Annotated in this window: 19 protein-coding genes; 8 read left to right on the forward strand and 11 right to left on the reverse strand. The window is 37.4% G+C overall.

The window, feature by feature from the left end:
* The 4 genes from recA to ACILQF_RS02560 all read right to left on the reverse strand — a co-directional run.
* Positions 1-955 (reverse strand): recombinase RecA (recA, locus tag ACILQF_RS02545; protein WP_395625845.1); only part of this gene is annotated, 955 nt, incomplete at its 3' end.
* Positions 956-1,058: 103 nt separating this feature from the next.
* Positions 1,059-1,838: an endonuclease III gene (gene nth, locus ACILQF_RS02550; RefSeq protein WP_395625846.1), complete on the reverse strand. Its 780-nt coding sequence runs from the start codon at positions 1,836-1,838 to the stop codon at positions 1,059-1,061.
* 82 nt (positions 1,839-1,920) lie between these two features.
* Entirely contained in the window at positions 1,921-2,112 is a 192-nt protein-coding gene (locus tag ACILQF_RS02555; protein WP_395625847.1) for a hypothetical protein, read from the reverse strand.
* Between the two features lie 64 nt (positions 2,113-2,176).
* Entirely contained in the window at positions 2,177-2,773 is a 597-nt protein-coding gene (locus ACILQF_RS02560) for an RNA polymerase sigma factor (RefSeq protein WP_395625848.1), read from the reverse strand.
* A 232-nt stretch (positions 2,774-3,005) separates the two neighbouring features.
* Here ACILQF_RS02560 and uvrA point away from each other — a divergent pair, with 232 nt between their 5' ends.
* Complete coding sequence (gene uvrA / locus ACILQF_RS02565; protein WP_395625849.1) at positions 3,006-5,807, forward strand: excinuclease ABC subunit UvrA; 2,802 nt, start codon at positions 3,006-3,008, stop codon at positions 5,805-5,807.
* Between the two features lie 34 nt (positions 5,808-5,841).
* On the opposite strand, the gene ACILQF_RS02570 is transcribed toward uvrA, so the two are convergent.
* Positions 5,842-6,945, reverse strand: a complete 1,104-nt coding sequence (locus tag ACILQF_RS02570; RefSeq protein ID WP_395625850.1) for an SGNH/GDSL hydrolase family protein — start codon at positions 6,943-6,945, stop codon at positions 5,842-5,844.
* A gap of 169 nt (positions 6,946-7,114) precedes the next feature.
* On the opposite strand from ACILQF_RS02570, the gene ACILQF_RS02575 reads away from it, so the two are divergent.
* The 4 genes from ACILQF_RS02575 to ACILQF_RS02590 all read left to right on the forward strand — a co-directional run bounded on the left by ACILQF_RS02575 (position 7,115) and on the right by ACILQF_RS02590 (position 11,017).
* Positions 7,115-8,380 (forward strand): MFS transporter, encoded by a 1,266-nt coding sequence (locus ACILQF_RS02575; RefSeq protein WP_395625851.1) that lies wholly within the window; start codon positions 7,115-7,117, stop codon positions 8,378-8,380.
* Positions 8,381-8,521: 141 nt separating this feature from the next.
* Positions 8,522-9,691: a trans-sulfuration enzyme family protein gene (locus tag ACILQF_RS02580; RefSeq protein WP_395625852.1), complete on the forward strand. Its 1,170-nt coding sequence runs from the start codon at positions 8,522-8,524 to the stop codon at positions 9,689-9,691.
* Between the two features lie 153 nt (positions 9,692-9,844).
* Entirely contained in the window at positions 9,845-10,264 is a 420-nt protein-coding gene (locus tag ACILQF_RS02585) for an OsmC family protein (RefSeq protein WP_395625853.1), read from the forward strand.
* Between the two features lie 213 nt (positions 10,265-10,477).
* Positions 10,478-11,017, forward strand: a complete 540-nt coding sequence (locus tag ACILQF_RS02590; protein ID WP_395625854.1) for a YceI family protein — start codon at positions 10,478-10,480, stop codon at positions 11,015-11,017.
* A gap of 181 nt (positions 11,018-11,198) precedes the next feature.
* On the opposite strand, the gene ACILQF_RS02595 is transcribed toward ACILQF_RS02590, so the two are convergent.
* Positions 11,199-11,786, reverse strand: a complete 588-nt coding sequence (locus tag ACILQF_RS02595) for a transposase (RefSeq protein WP_395625855.1) — start codon at positions 11,784-11,786, stop codon at positions 11,199-11,201.
* A 7-nt stretch (positions 11,787-11,793) separates the two neighbouring features.
* Here ACILQF_RS02595 and ACILQF_RS02600 point away from each other — a divergent pair, with 7 nt between their 5' ends.
* Positions 11,794-12,189, forward strand: coding sequence for a hypothetical protein (locus ACILQF_RS02600; protein WP_395625856.1), 396 nt, complete (start codon positions 11,794-11,796; stop codon positions 12,187-12,189).
* Here ACILQF_RS02600 and ACILQF_RS02605 read toward each other — a convergent pair.
* From ACILQF_RS02605 to ACILQF_RS02625, 5 genes are read right to left on the reverse strand one after another with little or no spacing between them, the layout of a single operon-like run.
* Entirely contained in the window at positions 12,122-13,060 is a 939-nt protein-coding gene (locus ACILQF_RS02605) for a bifunctional riboflavin kinase/FAD synthetase (RefSeq protein WP_395625857.1), read from the reverse strand. The two genes, ACILQF_RS02600 and ACILQF_RS02605, sit on opposite strands and share 68 nt — an antisense overlap.
* 26 nt (positions 13,061-13,086) lie before the next feature.
* The gene (truB, locus tag ACILQF_RS02610) at positions 13,087-13,812 is read right to left on the reverse strand and encodes a tRNA pseudouridine(55) synthase TruB (RefSeq protein ID WP_395625858.1); all 726 of its coding nucleotides are present in this window, start codon (positions 13,810-13,812) and stop codon (positions 13,087-13,089) included.
* The gene (locus ACILQF_RS02615; protein ID WP_395625859.1) at positions 13,812-14,606 is read right to left on the reverse strand and encodes an undecaprenyl-diphosphate phosphatase; all 795 of its coding nucleotides are present in this window, start codon (positions 14,604-14,606) and stop codon (positions 13,812-13,814) included. The genes truB and ACILQF_RS02615 overlap by 1 nt, the downstream gene beginning before the upstream one ends.
* Complete coding sequence (locus ACILQF_RS02620; RefSeq protein ID WP_395625860.1) at positions 14,606-14,842, reverse strand: DUF3098 domain-containing protein; 237 nt, start codon at positions 14,840-14,842, stop codon at positions 14,606-14,608. Before ACILQF_RS02620 ends, ACILQF_RS02615 begins: the two co-directional genes overlap by 1 nt.
* Positions 14,842-15,720 carry a cell division protein FtsX gene (locus ACILQF_RS02625; RefSeq protein ID WP_395625861.1) on the reverse strand — a complete coding sequence of 293 codons (879 nt, stop codon included), beginning with the start codon at positions 15,718-15,720 and terminating at the stop codon, positions 14,842-14,844. The genes ACILQF_RS02620 and ACILQF_RS02625 overlap by 1 nt, the downstream gene beginning before the upstream one ends.
* Positions 15,721-15,915: 195 nt before the next feature.
* Here ACILQF_RS02625 and leuS point away from each other — a divergent pair, with 195 nt between their 5' ends.
* Positions 15,916-18,708, forward strand: a complete 2,793-nt coding sequence (gene leuS / locus ACILQF_RS02630; protein WP_395625862.1) for a leucine--tRNA ligase — start codon at positions 15,916-15,918, stop codon at positions 18,706-18,708.
* A gap of 179 nt (positions 18,709-18,887) precedes the next feature.
* Positions 18,888-19,638: carboxypeptidase-like regulatory domain-containing protein (locus ACILQF_RS02635; RefSeq protein WP_395625863.1), on the forward strand; the 751-nt coding region annotated here is incomplete at its 3' end.

A 19,638-nucleotide genomic window follows, 5' to 3' on the forward strand; every position in this document is an offset into this window, starting at 1 on the left:
GTTCATCCATTAAGTCTGGATTGTCGAGCAATAATTGCTTAACCGCATCACGCCCTTGACCCAATTTTGTATCGCCATAGCTAAACCATGATCCTGCTTTTTTAATTATTTCAAAGTCAACACCTAAGTCGATAATCTCACCGGCCTTGGAAATGCCTTGTCCGAACATGATATCAAATTCAGCAATTCGGAAAGGAGGCGCCAATTTATTTTTCACCACTTTTACTTTCGCTCTATTTCCAGAAACTTCATCAGCATCCTTAATTTGAGAAATACGACGGATATCCAAACGTACAGATGCATAAAATTTAAGGGCGTTACCACCAGTAGTAGTTTCAGGACTTCCAAACATTACACCAATTTTATCACGTAACTGATTGATGAAAATACAGCAACATCCGGTTTTTGAGATAGTGCCAGTTAGTTTACGTAATGCTTGTGACATTAAACGAGCATGAAGTCCCATTTTTGAATCGCCCATTTCGCCTTCAATTTCAGCTTTTGGTACGAGGGCAGCAACAGAATCAATTACGATGATGTCAATAGCACCAGAACGTATCAAATTGTCAGCAATTTCTAAAGCCTGCTCACCATTATCTGGTTGAGATATTAATAAGTTCTCAATGTCAACACCAAGTTTGCTGGCATAGAATTTATCAAAAGCATGTTCCGCATCAATAAAAGCTGCAATGCCACCTTTTTTCTGTGCTTCGGCAATTGCATGTATTGCAAGAGTAGTTTTACCGGAAGATTCTGGCCCGTATATTTCAATAACACGACCCTTTGGAAGACCGCCAATACCCAATGCAATATCAAGACTGATGGAACCGGTTGATATAGACTCAATCGCCTCCACAGCATTATCTCCTAGTTTCATTACGGTTCCTTTTCCGTATGATTTTTCAAGTTTATCCAGCGTAAGCTGTAAAGCTTTTAATTTATCTGCGTTGCTCATTTTTTTAGTTTATCGTCCCCAAAAATAAAAATTTTATTTATAAATACTAAAAATTTTATCAAAATGTGTGACTATTTTTAGTAAACGGTTTTTAATATATTATTTAATTGACTAATTTATTCTTGTTTTCTCTTTTAACAGCCATTTTCTTTAAAATATTTCCTGTTTTTTTAGCGGCTTGCTTCTTTTTTAATTCGCGTTTTTTCTTTAATTCCAGCGCCTCCACTTTTTTAAGTGCACCTTCTGTCTGACTCTGTGCATAATATTTGCAAATGCTTGATAATGGGCATGTGTTACATCTCGGACTTCTTGCTAAACAGGTATATCTACCGTGTAAAATTAACCAGTGGTGCGCAATATGTATTTTTTCTTTAGGTAGAAATTCTACTAATTGCTTTTCAACGGCAAGAGGTGTTTTGGCATTTCTTGTCAAACCAATTCGGTTAGAAACTCTAAATACATGGGTGTCAACTGCCATGGCTGGAGCATTGAAAATTACGGAGGCGATTACATTAGCTGTTTTTCTGCCCACGCCAGGTAAAGTTTGAAGGTCTTCAATGGATGAGGGTACTTCGCTGCCAAAGTTATGCACCAGCTTTTGAGCCATGCCAACTAGATGTTTTGCTTTGTTATTTGGGTAACTTACGCTCCGAATATATCCAAAAACTTCGTCGGAAGTGGACTGAGCAAGACTTTCTGGTGTTGGAAATCGTTCAAATAATTTAGGAGTAACCTGATTGATTCTTTTATCTGTACATTGTGCAGATAATATTACTGCTACCAAAAGCTGATAGGGATTTTGGTATTGTAGTTCGGTCTCCGCTTCTGGCTGATTAGATGAGAAATACTCAACAAAGGCTTTATATCTGTCTTTTCTTAACACAGCACAAATATATGCCTCAATAAAACATTATTGTCATTTTAGAATCAAAAAAAGACCAAATTCTATTGATCTTTTTTGATTTTTATACTGATTTAGAATAATCTAATATTTTGCTAACGATTTCCTTATGTGGATCTTCAATCATGGCGTTTAAAGTTGGCTTAATTGAAGAATAAAATGATTGTTCTTCCGCGTTTAAACCCTCTATATTCATGTCTGATTCTGATATTATTTCTGGTAATGAATTTGTTTCTGGAGTATAGATTTCCATCATAAGCAATTTAATATTAAATTAAACGAATATAAGATAGGAATGTTTTATCTAGAATAAATATTTTTTAAATATTACCTATTGCTAATTCTTTAGTCTGCATCATTTTTCGTAGATTATTTAGGGCATATCGCATTCTACCAAGTGCGGTGTTGATACTCACGCCGGTGATATCCGAAATTTCTTTGAAGCTTAATTCGCCAAAATGGCGCATGATTAGAACTTCCTTTTGCTCTGAAGGCAGTAAATGGATTAATATTCTTAAATCTTTATGGTTTTGTTCTCTTATGATTCGGTCTTCTGTGCTTTCATCATTCGTTTTTATGACATCAAAAATATCGAAGCCTTCTACGTTTGCCACCATTGGTTTCCGCTTCTCTTTTCGAAAATAATCAATCACAAGATTATGAGCTATACGAATTACCCAAGGTAGAAATTTCCCCTCTTCATTATATTTGGAGGTCTTGAGGGTATTTATAACTTTTATAAAGGTATCTTGAAAGATATCTTCGGCTAAACTGGAATCTTTTACTAGATGATAAATGGAGGTATAAATTTTCGATTTATGCCTACGTATCAATTCTTCAAGGCCAGCCTCATTTCCCTTGATGTATTGTTGTACCAAATCCTGGTCACTTATCGAACGAATAGCTATAGTACTCATTTTTAAATTCTTATTAGTATAGTTAATGAATCTGTTAGCGTATAGTTTAATCGATAGAATCGCTCCTTTAGTTTGAAAATGAAATTATACAATATCTTATCAAAGCAATAATTTTGCCAAAATCAAATAATAATTGATCATCGTTCTGAAATAAGTTCTTATAGCCGTATTTTTGCATTTCGAAATATTGAGTGTATCAATATATACGAGATAAAAACTTTTTACTTTTACAATGGACAAAGAAGCGGAAAAAGACCCCAAGAAATATATTATTATTAAGGGAGCGAGGGTTCATAATTTAAAAAATATTGATGTTGCTATTCCTAAAAATAAACTCGTTGTTATTACTGGAATGTCTGGTTCTGGGAAATCGTCTTTAGCCTTTGATACGCTCTACGCAGAAGGACAAAGGCGTTATGTGGAGAGTTTATCTTCTTATGCCCGACAGTTTATGGGGCGTATGAATAAGCCTGATGTCGATTATATCAAAGGTATTGCTCCTGCTATCGCTATTGAGCAAAAAGTAATCACTAGTAACCCCCGTTCAACGGTGGGAACGTCAACTGAGATATACGACTATTTAAAATTGCTTTTTTCACGTATAGGAAGAACCATCTCTCCAGTTTCGGGCAGGGAAGTAAAAAAAGATACGGTTACCGACGTAATTAATTTTATCTCTAGTCTCGAAGAGGGCACACAGGTGACTGTTTCATGCCCCTTACACCCTCATAATGATCGCTCTTTGAAGGAGGAGCTTGCTGTTTTACTTCAAAAAGGTTTTACACGCGTTTTAATGAATGATAAATTGTCCAAAATTGAGGACATTTTGGATGATCAATCCAGCGGAAACATTAAATCTGGTAATGATGTTGCTATCCAAATTGTAATTGATCGGGTATCTGTGGCAGATGATGAAGAAACCTTAAGCCGCACAGCAGATTCGATACAAACAGCCTTTTTTGAGGGTCGTGGCGATTGTTACCTCGATGTGAAGGGTCAGAAGCATGTTTTTTGCGATCGTTTTGAACTCGATGGCATCCGCTTTGAGGAGCCATCACCAAATTTTTTCAGTTTCAATAATCCTTTTGGTGCTTGTAAGCGTTGTGAGGGCTATGGTCGTATTGTTGGTATCGATGAGGATCTTGTTGTTCCCGATAAGAGTAAATCAGTTTTTGATGGTGCCATTGCTCCTTGGAGGGGCGAAAAAATGGGCGAATGGTTGAATAAACTAATTAAAAATGCCTTGAAATTCGATTTTCCTATTCACCGTTCCTACAGTCAGTTGACGGCAGAGCAAAAAAAAATGCTTTGGTCGGGCAATCAATATTTCAGCGGATTAGATGATTTTTTCAAGGAGTTGGAAGCCCAAACCTACAAAATCCAATACCGAGTGATGCTTTCTCGGTATCGCGGAAAAACAAATTGTCCCGAATGCCTTGGCAGCCGACTCCGACAGGATGCTTCAAATGTCAAAATTGCAGATCATTCCATTACCGACATTGTTTTAATGCCGCTAGATAAGGCACTCGAGTTTTTTTCTTCCCTAGAGCTCGATCCTATGCGTATAAAGATTTCAAAACGTCTTTTGATGGAAATTACCAACCGCATTAAATTCTTAAATGATGTTGGATTGAGCTATTTAACGCTAAATAGATTATCAAATACGCTCTCGGGTGGTGAATCGCAACGTATAAATCTGGCAACTTCTTTAGGAAGCTCTCTTGTGGGGTCTGTTTATGTGCTTGATGAGCCTAGTATAGGCTTGCATCCACGTGATACACAGCGTCTTATAGAAGTGCTTTTGTCGCTGCGCGATGTTGGAAATACGGTTTTAGTGGTTGAGCATGAAGAAGAGATCATGAAGTCTGCTGATCATATCATTGATATCGGTCCCGAAGCGGGTACTCATGGTGGTAATTTAGTTTTTACAGGTACCTTTTCTGAAATATTGAAGTCGGAGGAGAGTCTCACCGGACAATACCTAAGTGGTAAACAAGCCATCGCTATCCCTCCAACACGCAGAAAGTGGAGCGATTTTATAGAAATAAAGGGAGCTAGGGAAAATAATCTTCAACATGTAGATGTTAAGTTTCCACTCAATGTGTTAAGTGTAGTTTCGGGTGTTTCGGGCTCTGGGAAGACTTCTCTAGTAAAACGTATTTTGCAACCGGCTGTACAAAAGGCAATTGGTAATTATTCGGGTGAGCAAACAGGGGCTTACGACTCTATTGAAGGGGATTTTAATAAAATTGAGCAAGTAGAAATTGTAGATCAAAATCCAATCGGCCGTTCTTCACGTTCTAATCCTGTTACTTATGTGAAGGCATGGGATGAGATCCGGAATTTATTTGCTTCTCAGGGGGCAGCAAAGGCATCGGGTTTAAAGCCATCTGCATTTTCATTCAATGTGGAGGGTGGAAGATGTGATACTTGCCAGGGTGAAGGTGAAGTGAAGATTGAAATGCAGTTTATGGCCGATATCTATCTTCCTTGCGAGGCCTGCGATGGAAAACGCTTTAAACAACATGTTCTAGATATCACTTACAAGGATAAAAATGTGTTTGAAGTTCTAGATATGACCATTGATGAAGCACTTGAATTTTTTCAATCGGAGCCTAAAATTAGTGCAAGAATCAGGCCTTTAGCTGCTGTGGGATTGGGATATGTTCACTTAGGGCAATCGTCAAATACGCTTTCCGGTGGTGAAGCGCAACGTATTAAACTAGCTTCATTCCTGGTTAAAGGAAATAATAGCAGTAAAACCCTCTTTATTTTTGATGAGCCAACTACAGGACTCCATTTTCATGATATCAAGAAACTGCTGAAATCTTTTGATGCACTTATTGAACAGGGTAATACTATTATTGTGATTGAACATAATATGGATGTAATCAAATGTGCTGATTGGGTCATTGATATTGGTCCCGGGGGTGGAAACAATGGAGGTACTGTTGTATTTGAAGGTTTACCTGAAGACTTAATAAAAGAGAAAAATTCTTTTACTGGAAGTTTCTTGAAAGAGCGATTTAATTAATTTAAGGAGCAAAACAATCGTTTTGCTCCTTAAATTATTCGGATTTTATTCGGATATTCTTTTTTTTGAACTCATTGATTAAGTGATCGGCCATTCTCATAAAACCAAGGTCGGTAAGGTGAACTCCATCCACTGTTGCTTCATTATCATTCCCTATTGCATTTTTAGCAGGGATAAAGAAAATGTTTTTCATGCCTTCTTTTTTCAGATTGTTAAACGCAGTTCTTAAAGCGTCATTTTTATCTTGAATTAGTATTCTCGTCGCTTCTTCGTAAAATATTTTAGAATATTCAATGTTCTCTACAAATACGATTGGCGTATTCGCATTTCTTGATCTCAAGCTTTGTGCAAGAGGAAATACCCGCTCTTTAACTTCCGCTACCGTCATGTTTGGCAGACAATCAATCACATAAAATGAGGCTTTGATACCGCCAATAACATCCACCACGGCATCTTCCATTTTTCCATTGCCACTAAAGCCTAAATTGATACAATCGACATCCAATTTTCTTGAAATAATGGTCGTGTAGGCCATCCCCGGGCGTGAGGCACATCCACCCTGAGTGATGCTTGTTCCATAAAAAACAATAGGCAATTTATTGCTTGCAATAGGTTTTTCTATGCTTGCCAGACTGTCTATTCCGATCTCCAATTTAGTAACGCCATCGTAAAGTGGTAGCCAGACTTTAAATTCACGATTTTCTTGAGGTAGGCTGCTTACCAATAAAGCTTCATTGTTATTTGCAGTCGGTTTACCAGTATTCACATATTTCCATTCACCATTTATGCGTGTGTACAAATCTACCCCTTTAATGCCCGTCTCGGCCATGTGGTTCATTCGGGTATCATTTAATAAGTCCCATTTAATTCTAATCTGACTTGAATTTGAAAAAAATCTGATTGTAATTCCTGCCGAATTTTTGGAGAGATCCCAAACTGCTTTTCTAACTTTTTCTTTCGATGATAGGGGAAGTCTATCGTAGGGGCTTTCCTTCTCAACTTCAGGGATTCCACTTCCTTCAATTATAAAATGCGCTTTACCATAATAAAGAAATTTCTCTTTTTTGGGAGCTGGATTTTGTGCAAAAAGGGTGCTGCTAAGGCAATTTAGAAATAGCAAGATTATAATTCTATTCATAATAAACTGTTTGATTAAATATAGTATATATTATTTAATTAGGCATATTATGCAAAGATGCTATTCTCTTATTTATTGATGCACAAATTGCCAATTATTGGTATTTTGGAAGTAAGAAAGCCTTTTTTAGCGTATATTGCAGGATTTCTAGAAAATATCAACGAATAGCATGACCCTAAGCAACGAGAAACCATTAAATAGCTTCAAGCTTTCGGCTTATGAAATTTTTGTTGTTGTACTTTTGGCTTTAACCCAATTTACAGTAGTACTCGATTTTATGGTCATGTCTCCTTTGGGAGATATGTTGATGAAATCTATGGGACTTAGTACTACTCAATTTGGATTGAGTGTTTCGGCTTATGCATTTAGTGCGGGTATTTCGGGATTACTTACTGCTGGATTTGCTGATCGGTTTGACCGGAAAAAACTATTGCTCTTTTTTTATGTGGGTTTTATTGGAGGAACGCTTTTTTGTGGATTGGCAGAAAGTTATCCTCAACTTTTGGCAGCAAGGATTGTTACAGGCTTATTTGGCGGGGTAATCGGTTCTATTTCCATGGCAATCGTTACCGATTTATTCATAATTGAAAAAAGAGGCAGGGTAATTGGCTATCTTCAAATGGGTTTTGGGGCGAGTCAGGTTCTGGGAATCCCAATTAGTTTATACATCGCTAACTACTGGGGTTGGGCTTCGCCGTTTTTTATGATTGTAGCTTTAGCAATTGGTATTTGCTTGTTCATCCATCTAAAACTCAAACCAGTAAAAGAGCATCTCAAAATTAAATCTGAGCGCAATGCTTTCGCACACCTTTGGCATACTTTGTCCCAAAAGAAATATAGAATCGGATTTTTGGCTACTTCCTTTCTTTCCTTAGGTGGATTTATGATGATGCCTTGGGGAAGTGCCTTCGCCATTAATAATTTACACGTAAGTAGTCAGCAACTTCCAATTTTATACATGGTTTCGGGGATTACGGCCTTGATGATTATGCCCATCATCGGAAAACTTAGTGATCGTTATGATAAGTTTACAATTTTTACCATAGCCTCCATTTTGCTCAGCATTGTGGTGCTTATTTATACTAATCTTGGTCCCGTAGCCTTTTGGATAGTGATTGTCATGAACTTAGGTTTCATGGTCGGAATTATGAGCAGAATGGTACCTGCAGTAGCTATGAGCTCCGCTTTGCCCGAAAAACAAGATCGAGGTGCATTTATGGGAATCAATGCTTCACTGCAGCAAATTGCCGGCGGATTAGCAGCGGCATTTGGAGGTATGGTTATTGTGCAAAAAGATAAATTTAGTCCCCTAGAGCATTATGACACACTAGGCTATATTATTGTTTTTTTATCCATTATTTCTGTGTTTTTACTCCTCAGGGTCAGTAAATTGCTTAAAAAGAGTTCATTAATAGAAAAAGATGAGCAATCTTAGATTAGCACTTTTTAACTTGAAAACAATTCCGAAAAAATCGATTTATTAACTTGTAAGAAGAATTTCAGTTAAACAAGATTTGAGGAATAATTGGACTGTTTTTATTTTATTAAGTATTTTAGCCTTTAATCTCCATTAAAAATGAAAGAGCAATCAAAACTAATTCGTACTCAAGCGGAACGTTCATCAAACAGAGAGCATTCTGTGCCTTTATATCTGACTTCCAGCTTTGTATTTGATGATGCGGAGCATGGTAGAGCAATGTTTGCTGATGAGATTGAAGGGAATATTTATTCCCGTTATTCTAATCCCAATACCACTGAATTTATTGAAAAAGTTCGCGATTTTGAGGGTGCTGAAGCAGGTTTAGCTTTTTCTTCGGGAATGGCAGCGGTATTTGCATCTATCGCCGGTTTATTGCGAAGTGGTGATCATATTGTGGCCTTTCGTTCCATATTTGGATCTACACATCAGCTTTTTACGCAACTATTACCACGCTGGGGAATCACCACCACCTATGTAGATGCCTCTAAGCCTGAAGAATTTGAACTTGCTTTACGTCCTGAGACGAAAATGGTATTTCTTGAAACACCTTCAAACCCTGGTTTGGAGCTAGTAGATTTGGAATGGCTGGGTCAGCTAAAGAAAAAATATAATTTTATTCTGAATGTAGATAACTGTTTTGCAACACCATACCTACAAAAACCTATTCTTTTTGGTGCCGATTTAGTGAGTCACTCGGCCACAAAATACATGGATGGACAAGGAAGGGTACTTGGTGGAGTGGTGGTTGGACGAAAAGATTTGATGAAGGAGCTCATGTTTTTTATCAGGCATACGGGTCCTGCCATGTCGGCTTTCAATGCATGGACCATCTCTAAAAGTCTTGAAACTCTTGCAATACGTATGGATAGGCATTGCAGTAATGCCATGAAAGTGGCAGAAACTTTGGAGCAACATCCTGAAGTAGAAATTGTGCGCTATCCATTCCTACCATCACACCCTCAATATGAATTGGCAAAGCGGCAGATGAAACAGGGTGGAGGGATTGTTACATTTATCGTTAAGGGCGGTTTTGATCGTGCAAAGCGTTTTATGGATGCCCTGGAAATGATCCGATTGTCGCCAAATCTTGGGGATACCCGTTCGATAGTTACACATCCTGCTTCAACAACACATTCTAAATTAAGTGATGCCGAACGTGCTCAAATTGGAATTTTTCCTGGGAGCATCCGTATTTCTGTTGGATTGGAGGATATTGATGATATCCTCAATGATTTAACAGGTGCACTCAATCAATCCTCAGATTAGCGAAGCAAAGCTTTTGATCTTTATCAGGAAAATAAATTGAATGGTGGGACTATTTTGCTCGGTCCGCAGACTAACCTTACTGTTTGAGCAATGATGTTTCGTGCGAATGCATAATAAATTAAATTCTTTAAATTGCCTGAAAAATAGACGATCGTGAAAGTAGAATTAAAGAGAGTAAATGATGCAGTGCACTTTGAGGCATCGGCACCTTCAACAAATGTAAAGGTTCATATTGATGGTTCGCCAGAAATTGGTGGAGAGGGTTTAGGTGTGAGGCCGATGGAGATGGTTTTAATGGCTTTGGCTTCTTGTAGTTCATTAGATTTAGTTTCTATTTTAAAGAAGCAAAAGCAAGATCTTCAGGATATATCGGTGAGTGTGGAGGGGGAGCGTAGGGAGGAATTGCCACCGGTTTTCACTAAAATTAATATGCATTTTACCCTCAAGGGGGATATTGATCCCGCAAAAGCTGAACGTGCCGCAGAATTAGCAGTTAAAAAATACTGCTCGGTACATGATATGCTTGTTGCTGGTGGCGTGGAAATTAATTATTCCATTGATATCATTAAATAATCCTTTGAATTGGGGGAGATTATATGCTATGTTTAAGAAAAACTAAAGAATAATATAATCATTTTTGACATTTTAATCGTTCGAAGACTCTTTTTCCCTCCATTGACATCCTTTTCTTTTAAAATAAGAAATAATTATTGAATTAAATGTTTAAACATCTATTTTAGTATATTTGTGTTCTGGAATAAATTAATAACCTAAAATATATAAAAAATGGATTCAGTCTTAAAAACAAATTGGCTTATTGACCCAATGCATTCGGAGGTTCACTTTAAGGTGAAGCACTTAGTTATTTCAACGGTAACTGGAACTTTTAAATCGTTTGAAGGGTCGCTTGAAACATCTACAGCAGATTTTCAGGATGCATCAATCCATTTTTCAATGGATGTAAGCAGCATTGATACTAATCAGGAGCAGCGTGATGTACATCTGAAATCAGCAGAATTTTTTGATGCTGATCAGTTCCCTAAAATTTCTTTTCAATCTACTTCATTTAAGAAAGATGGTGATGAATACGTTCTTACAGGTGATTTAACTGTTAAAAATGTGACCAAGCAAGTAAAATTGGATGTTGAGTTTGGTGGAGTTGCAACCGATTTTTATGGCAATGAAAAAGCAGGATTTGAGATTACAGGTAAAATTAGCCGTAAAGAATTTGGTTTAACTTGGGATGGTATTACCGAAGCTGGAGCAATAGTTGTGGGTGATGATATCAAATTGAATATTAATATTCAACTTGCAAAACAAGCTTAATAGTTTAATAAAATAAGATAAAGCCATTCCGGAAGGGGTGGCTTTTTTTATTAGTGGGTTTTGTTACTTATCAATTGTTTGATTGGTGGAGGCTTGAAGTAAATTGGAGGCAAAAATTGTATTGCGAATTCCCTCTAGCATATTGGTCAAAAGAAATATTAGACCTGCTTATTTAACCCTCTTAGCAATTGGGGTTAGTTTCTTGGTTGAAAATATCCTTGATCCATCGTTTAGGGTTTTCTGTTATATAATTATAAATGGTATCATATTGTTTTGTAACAAGCACAATAGAATCATAAAATGATCTTTGCCAGAAAAAATCATCATTCCCTGCCAAATGAATTGATTTTGATGACGTGGTTTTATATGCCCCAATTAATGATGATATGGATTTTATCTTCCTTAGGGACATGTCGAGACCTGTCCTCGTACCATCAATGAGCGACGATCCGTCGCTTATTGATGAGATTCCAGCATAATCTATTTCGGGGGAATGGGGGGACAGGTCGCGACCTGTCCCTACGATTTCGAATAAAATATGAACATGATTGGGCATAACCACGAAATTATGCAATTCAACATATGTATATTGTTTTTCAATCCATAAAATTTGATTGTGGGCAATTATTCCAAATTCGTTTAATTGCATCTCGCCATTTATGATCTCTCCGAAATGATGTATTCTTTTTTTGCAACAGGCTGTTATGAAATATATCCCATCCTTTGAATAATCAAAATCTTGCTTTCTATTCCTTTTTCTAGATTCCATTACTGAAATGTCTAAATGTTATGAAGCTTTTGATAGGGAATCTATAGAAAACAGCGTTTTTAAAGGAAATTTTGTTGCGAACGGTGGATATTTTTTAGTAAATGGTTATTTGCGATCCGTAGGGACAGGTCGCGACCTGTCCTTAAAACGATTATTTACGATTCATCGTGATACGGTTACGATTCATCGTGATACGGTTACGATTCATCGTGATACGGTTACGATTCATCGTGATACGGTTACGATTCATCGTGATACGGTTACGATTCATCGTGATACGGTTACGATTCATCGTGATACGTTCGCGATTCATAAGGACAGGTCGCGACCTGTCCCTACGAAATCATTCGTGCCTTTACCTCATCCCGGCCTAATTGTTCTTTCAATTCATCCAAGGAATTGAATTTTTGATCATCACGTAAATATTTCAGGAAATTTAAACGGATTGTCTCACCATAAATATCATCGGCAAAATCAAAAATATGGACTTCAATATTTCGGCTCATGCCATTGATTGTTGGACGATGGCCAATATAAGCCATCCCTTTGGCGCTTTTATCTTTTAATTGGCCACTTTTGAAATCTACGCTAACGGCATAAATGCCATCACTTGGAATTAGCTTATAGCTTTCTTCAATAAATAAATTTGCCGTTGGAAAGCCTATTTTTCTGCCAATTTGATCACCTTTGATCACTTTTCCGCTGAGTTGAAAGGGATAGCCCAGAAAACTTTCAGCTGTATTTACATCGCCATTAAGCAATGCATTCCTGATTTTTGTGGAGCTAATTGCTACATCATCAATATCTTGCTCAGGAATTTCTTCCACATCGTAACCTAGCTCTGAGGCGTGGTTCTGAAGTTCTTTCAATCCTCCACTTCGATCCTTGCCAAAACGATGATCATAGCCAATAATAATGTGAGTGGTACCAATTTTTTCAACGAGAACGTCTTTAATATATTCCTGCGGATTTAAATTGGAAAAATCGCGGGTAAAAGGGGTGATGATTAAGTGATCAATACCTAGGTTTTCAAGACGTTCTGCCTTTTCGTTCATCGTACTGATTAGCTTGATGTTTAAATCGTCAGGATGAAGAATCATCCGTGGATGCGGAAAAAAAGTTAGAATTACGGTTTCGCCACCTTTTTGAAGTGCTACCTCCTTCAGGCGACTAATTATTTTTTGATGCCCAACATGAACCCCATCGAAAGTGCCGATGGTTAGCACCGCATTTTTAATCTGCTTAAATTCGTCGATATGGGTGTAGATCTTCATGTTGTTTAGGCGGATAAAATTAAAGATTATTTTAGTAATGCCTGATCTTTCAATTGTCGTATGTGATTAACAAGCTCCATTACTTCAAATGCATTATCTACTTGATAATCACCGCTTTTTGTCCGGCGTAAGGCACTCAAATAGGCCACATTACTCATCGCTCTGCCAAAATCATGCACCAAAGAACGAATGTAAGTCCCTTTGCTGCAAACCACCCTAAAGTCAATCTCCGGAAGCGCTATTCTTGTTATTTCAAATTCGCTGATGCTTACACTCCGGGTCTTTAACTCCACAGTTTCTCCTCTCCGGGCTTTTAAATAAAGCCGCTCACCATCTACTTTAATTGCGGAATGTGCCGGTGGGTATTGATCAAGGGCGCCAATAAATTGTTTTGTATTTGCCCTAATCATTTCTTCATTAATATGGCTGATGTCGAATATTTCATCCACTTCAGTCTCCATATCATAGGATGGTGTTCCGGCACCAAGTACCATCGTTCCAGTATATTCTTTTTCCTGGGCCTGATATTCATCAATCTTTTTGGTGAACTTTCCAGTACAAATAATTAGTAATCCGCTAGCCAAAGGATCTAATGTGCCAGCATGCCCAACTTTTAACTTTAATGGCTTAAATGAATTTCTAATTTTTCCTACAACATCAAAGCTTGTCCACGTAATAGGCTTATTAATCAGCAGCATTTCACCCTCAGCAAAATTAAACTCCGGGAATCCTTTTTCTTTATTTGCGTTCATCAGATAACGTGAAGATCATATCCTGAAAGAAGCAGAATAAGAATAATTCCACCCACAATGATGCGGTACCAACCAAAAAGTCGGAAACCCTTAGTTTGCAGGAAAGCGATAAAATATCGGATAGCAAGCATGGCTACTAGAAAAGCAACCACATTGCCAATAATTAGTAAATTGATCTGATCGCCACTAATTTGGTATCCATCTTTATAGAAATCATATAATTTTTTGCTTGTTGCACCAAACATGGTAGGAACAGCAAGGAAGAATGAAAATTCGGCTGCTGCTTTTCTTGTAAGTCGTTGTGACATTCCCCCAACAATAGTTGCGGCCGATCTAGAGGTTCCAGGTATCATGGAAATACATTGAAAAAGGCCAATTTTTAGCGCCGTGCCGTATGTGATGTCATTGGTATTGTCGATGGTTCCATCATTGAACCACTTATCGACAAATAGGAGTATAATTCCACCAATAAGGAGGGCAATGGCAACACCCAGCGGACTTTCCATCAACTGGTCAATTTTGTCGCTGAGAAGGAGCCCAAAAAATACAGCTGGAAGAAAAGCGACCAAAAGTTTGAAATAAAAACCTACCGATTGAAAAAAATGTTTGAAATAGAGCACTATTACGGAGAGGATTGCTCCTAATTGAATTGCAACCGTAAAAAGCTTAACAAATTCATTCGATTGAATTCCCATTATGGATGATCCAATAATCATGTGACCGGTAGAAGATACCGGTAAAAACTCAGTCAGGCCTTCAATAATAGCCAGAATGATTGCCTGAAATATAGTCATTATTTTTCCGTTGCAGGTCTCTTTAGAATTGCCACAAAACCTAGTCCGAAGCCCGCTAAAACAACAATAGGCGCGAGAATAATCTTTCGGAATTCGTAAATATCCGTTTCGCCGATCATTAAAATAAACCCGCTAACAACCAATAAAATGCTTAAAATTAATAAGCGATAATTTGCTTTTCCGAACACAAACGCTTCGTGCTGGCTTTCTTTTGTAGGTGTTGGTTTTTGTGTCATTATTTGTAAAGATCGTAAATTTTTAAGTGTAGAAATTTGCTCACAGCAAAATAGGTGCTTAATCCTGAAATTAAAACCCCTAGGATTATTACGCCAATAAATACCATGCTAAATTCGAACCAATCGCGCAGAATAATCATTTCTGGAACTTGCTGTTGTGCCACATAAAGTGTTATGAGCAATAAAATTATTGCAATTAAGCCACCCAATAATCCATGAAGAATCCCATAGCTTAAAAATGGCTTGCGAATAAAGCTTTTAGTTGCACCCACAAGTTGCATGCTTTTAATAAGGAAGCGCTGTGAATAAATGGCTAATCTGATGGTATTATTAATCAAGGCCACTGCAATAATTAATAAAATGGATGCAAAGGCTAAAATGACTAAGCCAATTCCCTGTATATTTTGATTAACCATGTCAATCAATGATTTTTGATATACAACCTCCTTTACCAAGGCGTTTTTATTTATTGTTGCAGTAAATTTCTGGATACTTTCATTATTAGCATAATCAGCCTTCAGGTACACATCTATGGATGATAAAAGAGGATTATATCCTAGGAAGTCAACAAAATCTTCCCCTAAGTCTTTGGTTAAGTTTCGCGCAGCCAATTCTTTACTTACATATTGAGTTTTGAGTACATATGGATTGGCATCCAACTGCTTTTGAAGGGCGGTAATATCTACTTCTTTTGCTCCCTCATTCACAATAATGTTTAGCACTATATTCTCTTTAACATATTTTGAAAGGTTTTTTGCATGCACTAAAATAAGTCCCAATAGCCCCGTCATTAATAAAACCAGCGCAATACTGATTACTGTTGAGACGTAAAGAGTTTTAGTTTTTCTACTTGAGTTACTACTTTCAAATTCTTCCATGAGTAAATATTATGGTACTAAAATAATGATTTCAGCTGTAAAGGTAAATAATATGCGTTTATCTGACCTTATTTAGCCGTTAAACTTTGTTAAAATTTGTTAATTGCCCCTTAAACTAGTCTGAAATGGAATTTGTTGCAGCTTTTGGTTCTAAAAAACCGCAGATTTTACTATTTTCGCGAATATAATTTAACAATGGATTATCAATTTAGAGATATAGAAAAGAAGTGGCAAAAGTTTTGGGCCGAAAATAAAACCTTTAAGGTTGAAAATGCTTCGGAAAAGCCAAAATACTACGTTCTGGATATGTTTCCTTACCCCTCCGGTGCAGGATTGCATGTTGGGCACCCGCTAGGATATATTGCTTCCGATATTTTTTCACGTTATAAACGTTTGAAGGGATTTAATGTTTTGCATCCCATGGGATACGATTCTTTTGGCTTACCTGCAGAACAATATGCCATTCAAACTGGACAGCACCCTGCAATTACGACCGAAACCAATATTAATCGTTATCGTGAGCAGCTCGATAATTTGGGCTTTTCATTCGATTGGAGTAGAGAAGTTAGAACCAGTGATCCGGAGTATTATAAATGGACTCAATGGATTTTCATGCTTTTGTTCAACTCTTGGTATAATCTCGAAAGCAATAAGGCAGAAAATATTGAAGAGCTGACAAAGAAATTTGAAAAAACTGGCTCTTTCGGACTAATGGCGGTATGTGATGATGATGTGGATAAATTTAGCCCTGAGGAGTGGAACTCAAAATCTGATGCCGAAAAGCAAACTGAACTTCTAAAATATCGCCTAACTTATTTGCGCGAAAGTACGGTAAATTGGTGTCCAGCCTTGGGGACCGTTCTAGCTAATGACGAGGTTAAGGATGGTTACTCTGAGCGTGGTGGTCATGCAGTTGAACAAAAGAAAATGATGCAGTGGAGTATGCGAATTACTGCTTATGCTGACCGTTTGCTTCAAGGTTTAGATACGATAGATTGGCCAGATCCACTCAAAGAAATGCAGCGCAATTGGATTGGCAAGAGTGTAGGTGCTTTAGTTCGTTTTGAATTAAATCTAGCTGCTTTTATTGAGGTATTTACTACGCGAGTGGATACTTTGTATGGTGCAACTTTCCTAGTTTTGGCTCCAGAGCATGAACTTGTTAAAGGCTTAACTACCCCAGGTCAAAAACAAGAAATTCAAAGTTATATTGAGCAAACGAAGAAAAAAACGGAGCTCGACCGCATGGCGGATACAAAAACAGTCTCAGGTGCTTTCACAGGAAGTTATGCAAAACATCCAATAACTGGGGCTCCAATTCCAGTGTGGATTGCTGATTATGTGCTTGCTGGTTATGGTACGGGAGCTGTTATGGCTGTTCCTTCGGGTGATCAACGCGATTGGTTGTTTGCTACCAAATTCGGATTGCCAATTGTCGCAATTTCTGATGCTCAGGTTGATCTTGATTTGCAGGCAGATCCTACAAAAGAGGGGCTTTATATCAATTCTGGTATAATAAATGGTTTTAAATACAAAGAGGCAACAGCGAAAATGATTGCCAAGCTGGAGGAATTAGGTGCAGGAAAAGCAAAAGTCAATTTCCGCTTGCGCGATGCTATTTTCGGTCGCCAGCGTTATTGGGGCGAACCTGTACCCGTCTATTTCGAAGAAGGGTTACCACATTTAATTGCTCAAGCTGATTTGCCTCTCGTTTTACCTGCGGTAGATAAATACTTACCTACAGAGAGTGGAGAACCACCTCTTGGTCGAGCTGAAGATTGGAAATATAAAGGAGAGTTTGAATTTGAGTTGAGTACCATGCCGGGATGGGCAGGTTCAAGCTGGTATTGGTACCGCTATATGGCTTCCGAAGAAGATCGAAAAAAAGATGTTTTTGCTCCGGCAGATGCTATTTCCTATTGGAAAGATGTGGATTTGTATATTGGTGGTTCTGAGCATGCAACAGGGCACTTGCTTTACAGTCGTTTTTGGAATAAATTTCTAAAAGATTTGGGTTATGTTGTTGAAGAAGAGCCATTTAAGAAGCTGATTAACCAAGGAATGATCCAGGGTAGGTCTAATTTTGTGTATCGTATTATTGATGGTGATGGGCGCGGGACTAATAAATTTGTTTCTCATGGACTTAAATCCGACTATGCCACTTCAGCGCTTCATGTGGATGTAAATATCGTGCAAAATGAAATCCTTGATTTGGAAAAATTTAAGTCGTTCAGACCAGAATTTTCCAATGCGGAATTTATCCTTGAAAATGGTAAATATATCTGTGGGGTAGAAGTTGAAAAGATGTCGAAATCCAAATTCAACGTGGTTAGTCCCGATGATATCGTTGAACGCCATGGTGCCGACACCCTCAGAATGTACGAAATGTTTCTTGGTCCGCTAGAACAAAGCAAACCTTGGAATACCAATGGGATTGAAGGGGTATTCAAATTCTTGCGTAAATTTTGGAAGCTGGCTCACGACGATGACTTTAATTTCAATGTGTCTGAAGATGAGCCTTCTAAGGCTGAATATAAGGCACTTCACAAAATCATTCGCAAGGTGGAGGAAGATATTGAACGCTTCTCATTCAATACTTCAGTTTCAAGCTTTATGATTTGTGTTAATGAATTAACAGATCTGAAGTGTAATAAGAGAAAGATTATTGAGGATTTAGTTATTGTGCTTGCACCTTATGCTCCTCATATAACTGAAGAACTTTGGACTTTACTTGGAAATGTTCCAGGTACGCTTTCTGTGGCTAATTATCCATTATTTAATCCTGAATACTTGGTTGAGAATGAGTTCTCTTATCCAATTTCTGTAAACGGAAAAACTAGAATGAACTTGAATATTTCCTTGAGCTTAAGTCAGGAGGAAGTGGAAGCAATTGTTCTATCCAATACAGATCTAAAGAAATATTTAGAAGATAAAACACCAAAGAAGATTATTTTCGTAAAAGGGAAAATAATTAATCTGGTTATCTAAATTATACCTTTGAATCGAGGATGAACCTAATTTCATCCTCGATTCATTCAAATGCAATTTATTTGCACAAAAAGATTTCGCGTTCTGCCGAAATCGATTTGACTTTCATTTAACAATTGAAATCTCAATTGTTGTAACAAAGAGCGTATTTTCGCGACTAATTTTCAAAAAACAATTACATGAAATACTTTTTATTAATAATAACCTTAATATCAGGAATCAATTTTGCCTCTGCACAAGGTATGGGTGCTGCTGCTCCTGCTGTAACCGGCAGAATATCAGGCACTATCATTGATTCATTAACTTCTAAACCGATTGACTATGCTACTATTTCTTTGGGTAGAACGGGTTCAGTAAAAACAACAAATGGCTCACTTTCTGATGAAAAGGGTTCCTTTAAAATAGACAATATTTCTGCTGGAATTTATCGTGTTACGATTGCCTTTCTAGGTTATCAGACAAAAATTATTGATTCGGTAAAGACCACTCCGGCAAAGCCAGATTTAAATTTTGGACGCATCCTTTTATCACCTAATCAGAAAATGTTAAATGAGGTGGTTATCTCAGGAACTACTCCAATTATTGAAAACAAAATTGATAAATTAGTATATAATGCGGAGCAAGATATTGCTATTGCGGGTGGAAATGCAACAGATGTGCTTCGTAAAGTGCCATTGTTATCCGTTGATTTTGAAGGCAATGTGTCACTTCGCGGAAGTCAGAATGTTCGAGTATTAATCAATGGAAAGCCTTCTGGCTCGATGGCAAACAATATGGCAGATGCATTAAAAGCAATTCCTGCCGATCAAATCAAAAATGTTGAGGTAATTACATCACCATCAGCTAAATATGATGCTGAAGGAACTTCTGGAATTATTAATATCATCACTAAGAAGAATAATTTAGCTGGTGTTAGTGGTTCAGTAAATG

The organism is Daejeonella sp. (assembly GCF_044232565.1).
Taxonomy (GTDB): domain Bacteria; phylum Bacteroidota; class Bacteroidia; order Sphingobacteriales; family Sphingobacteriaceae; genus Daejeonella.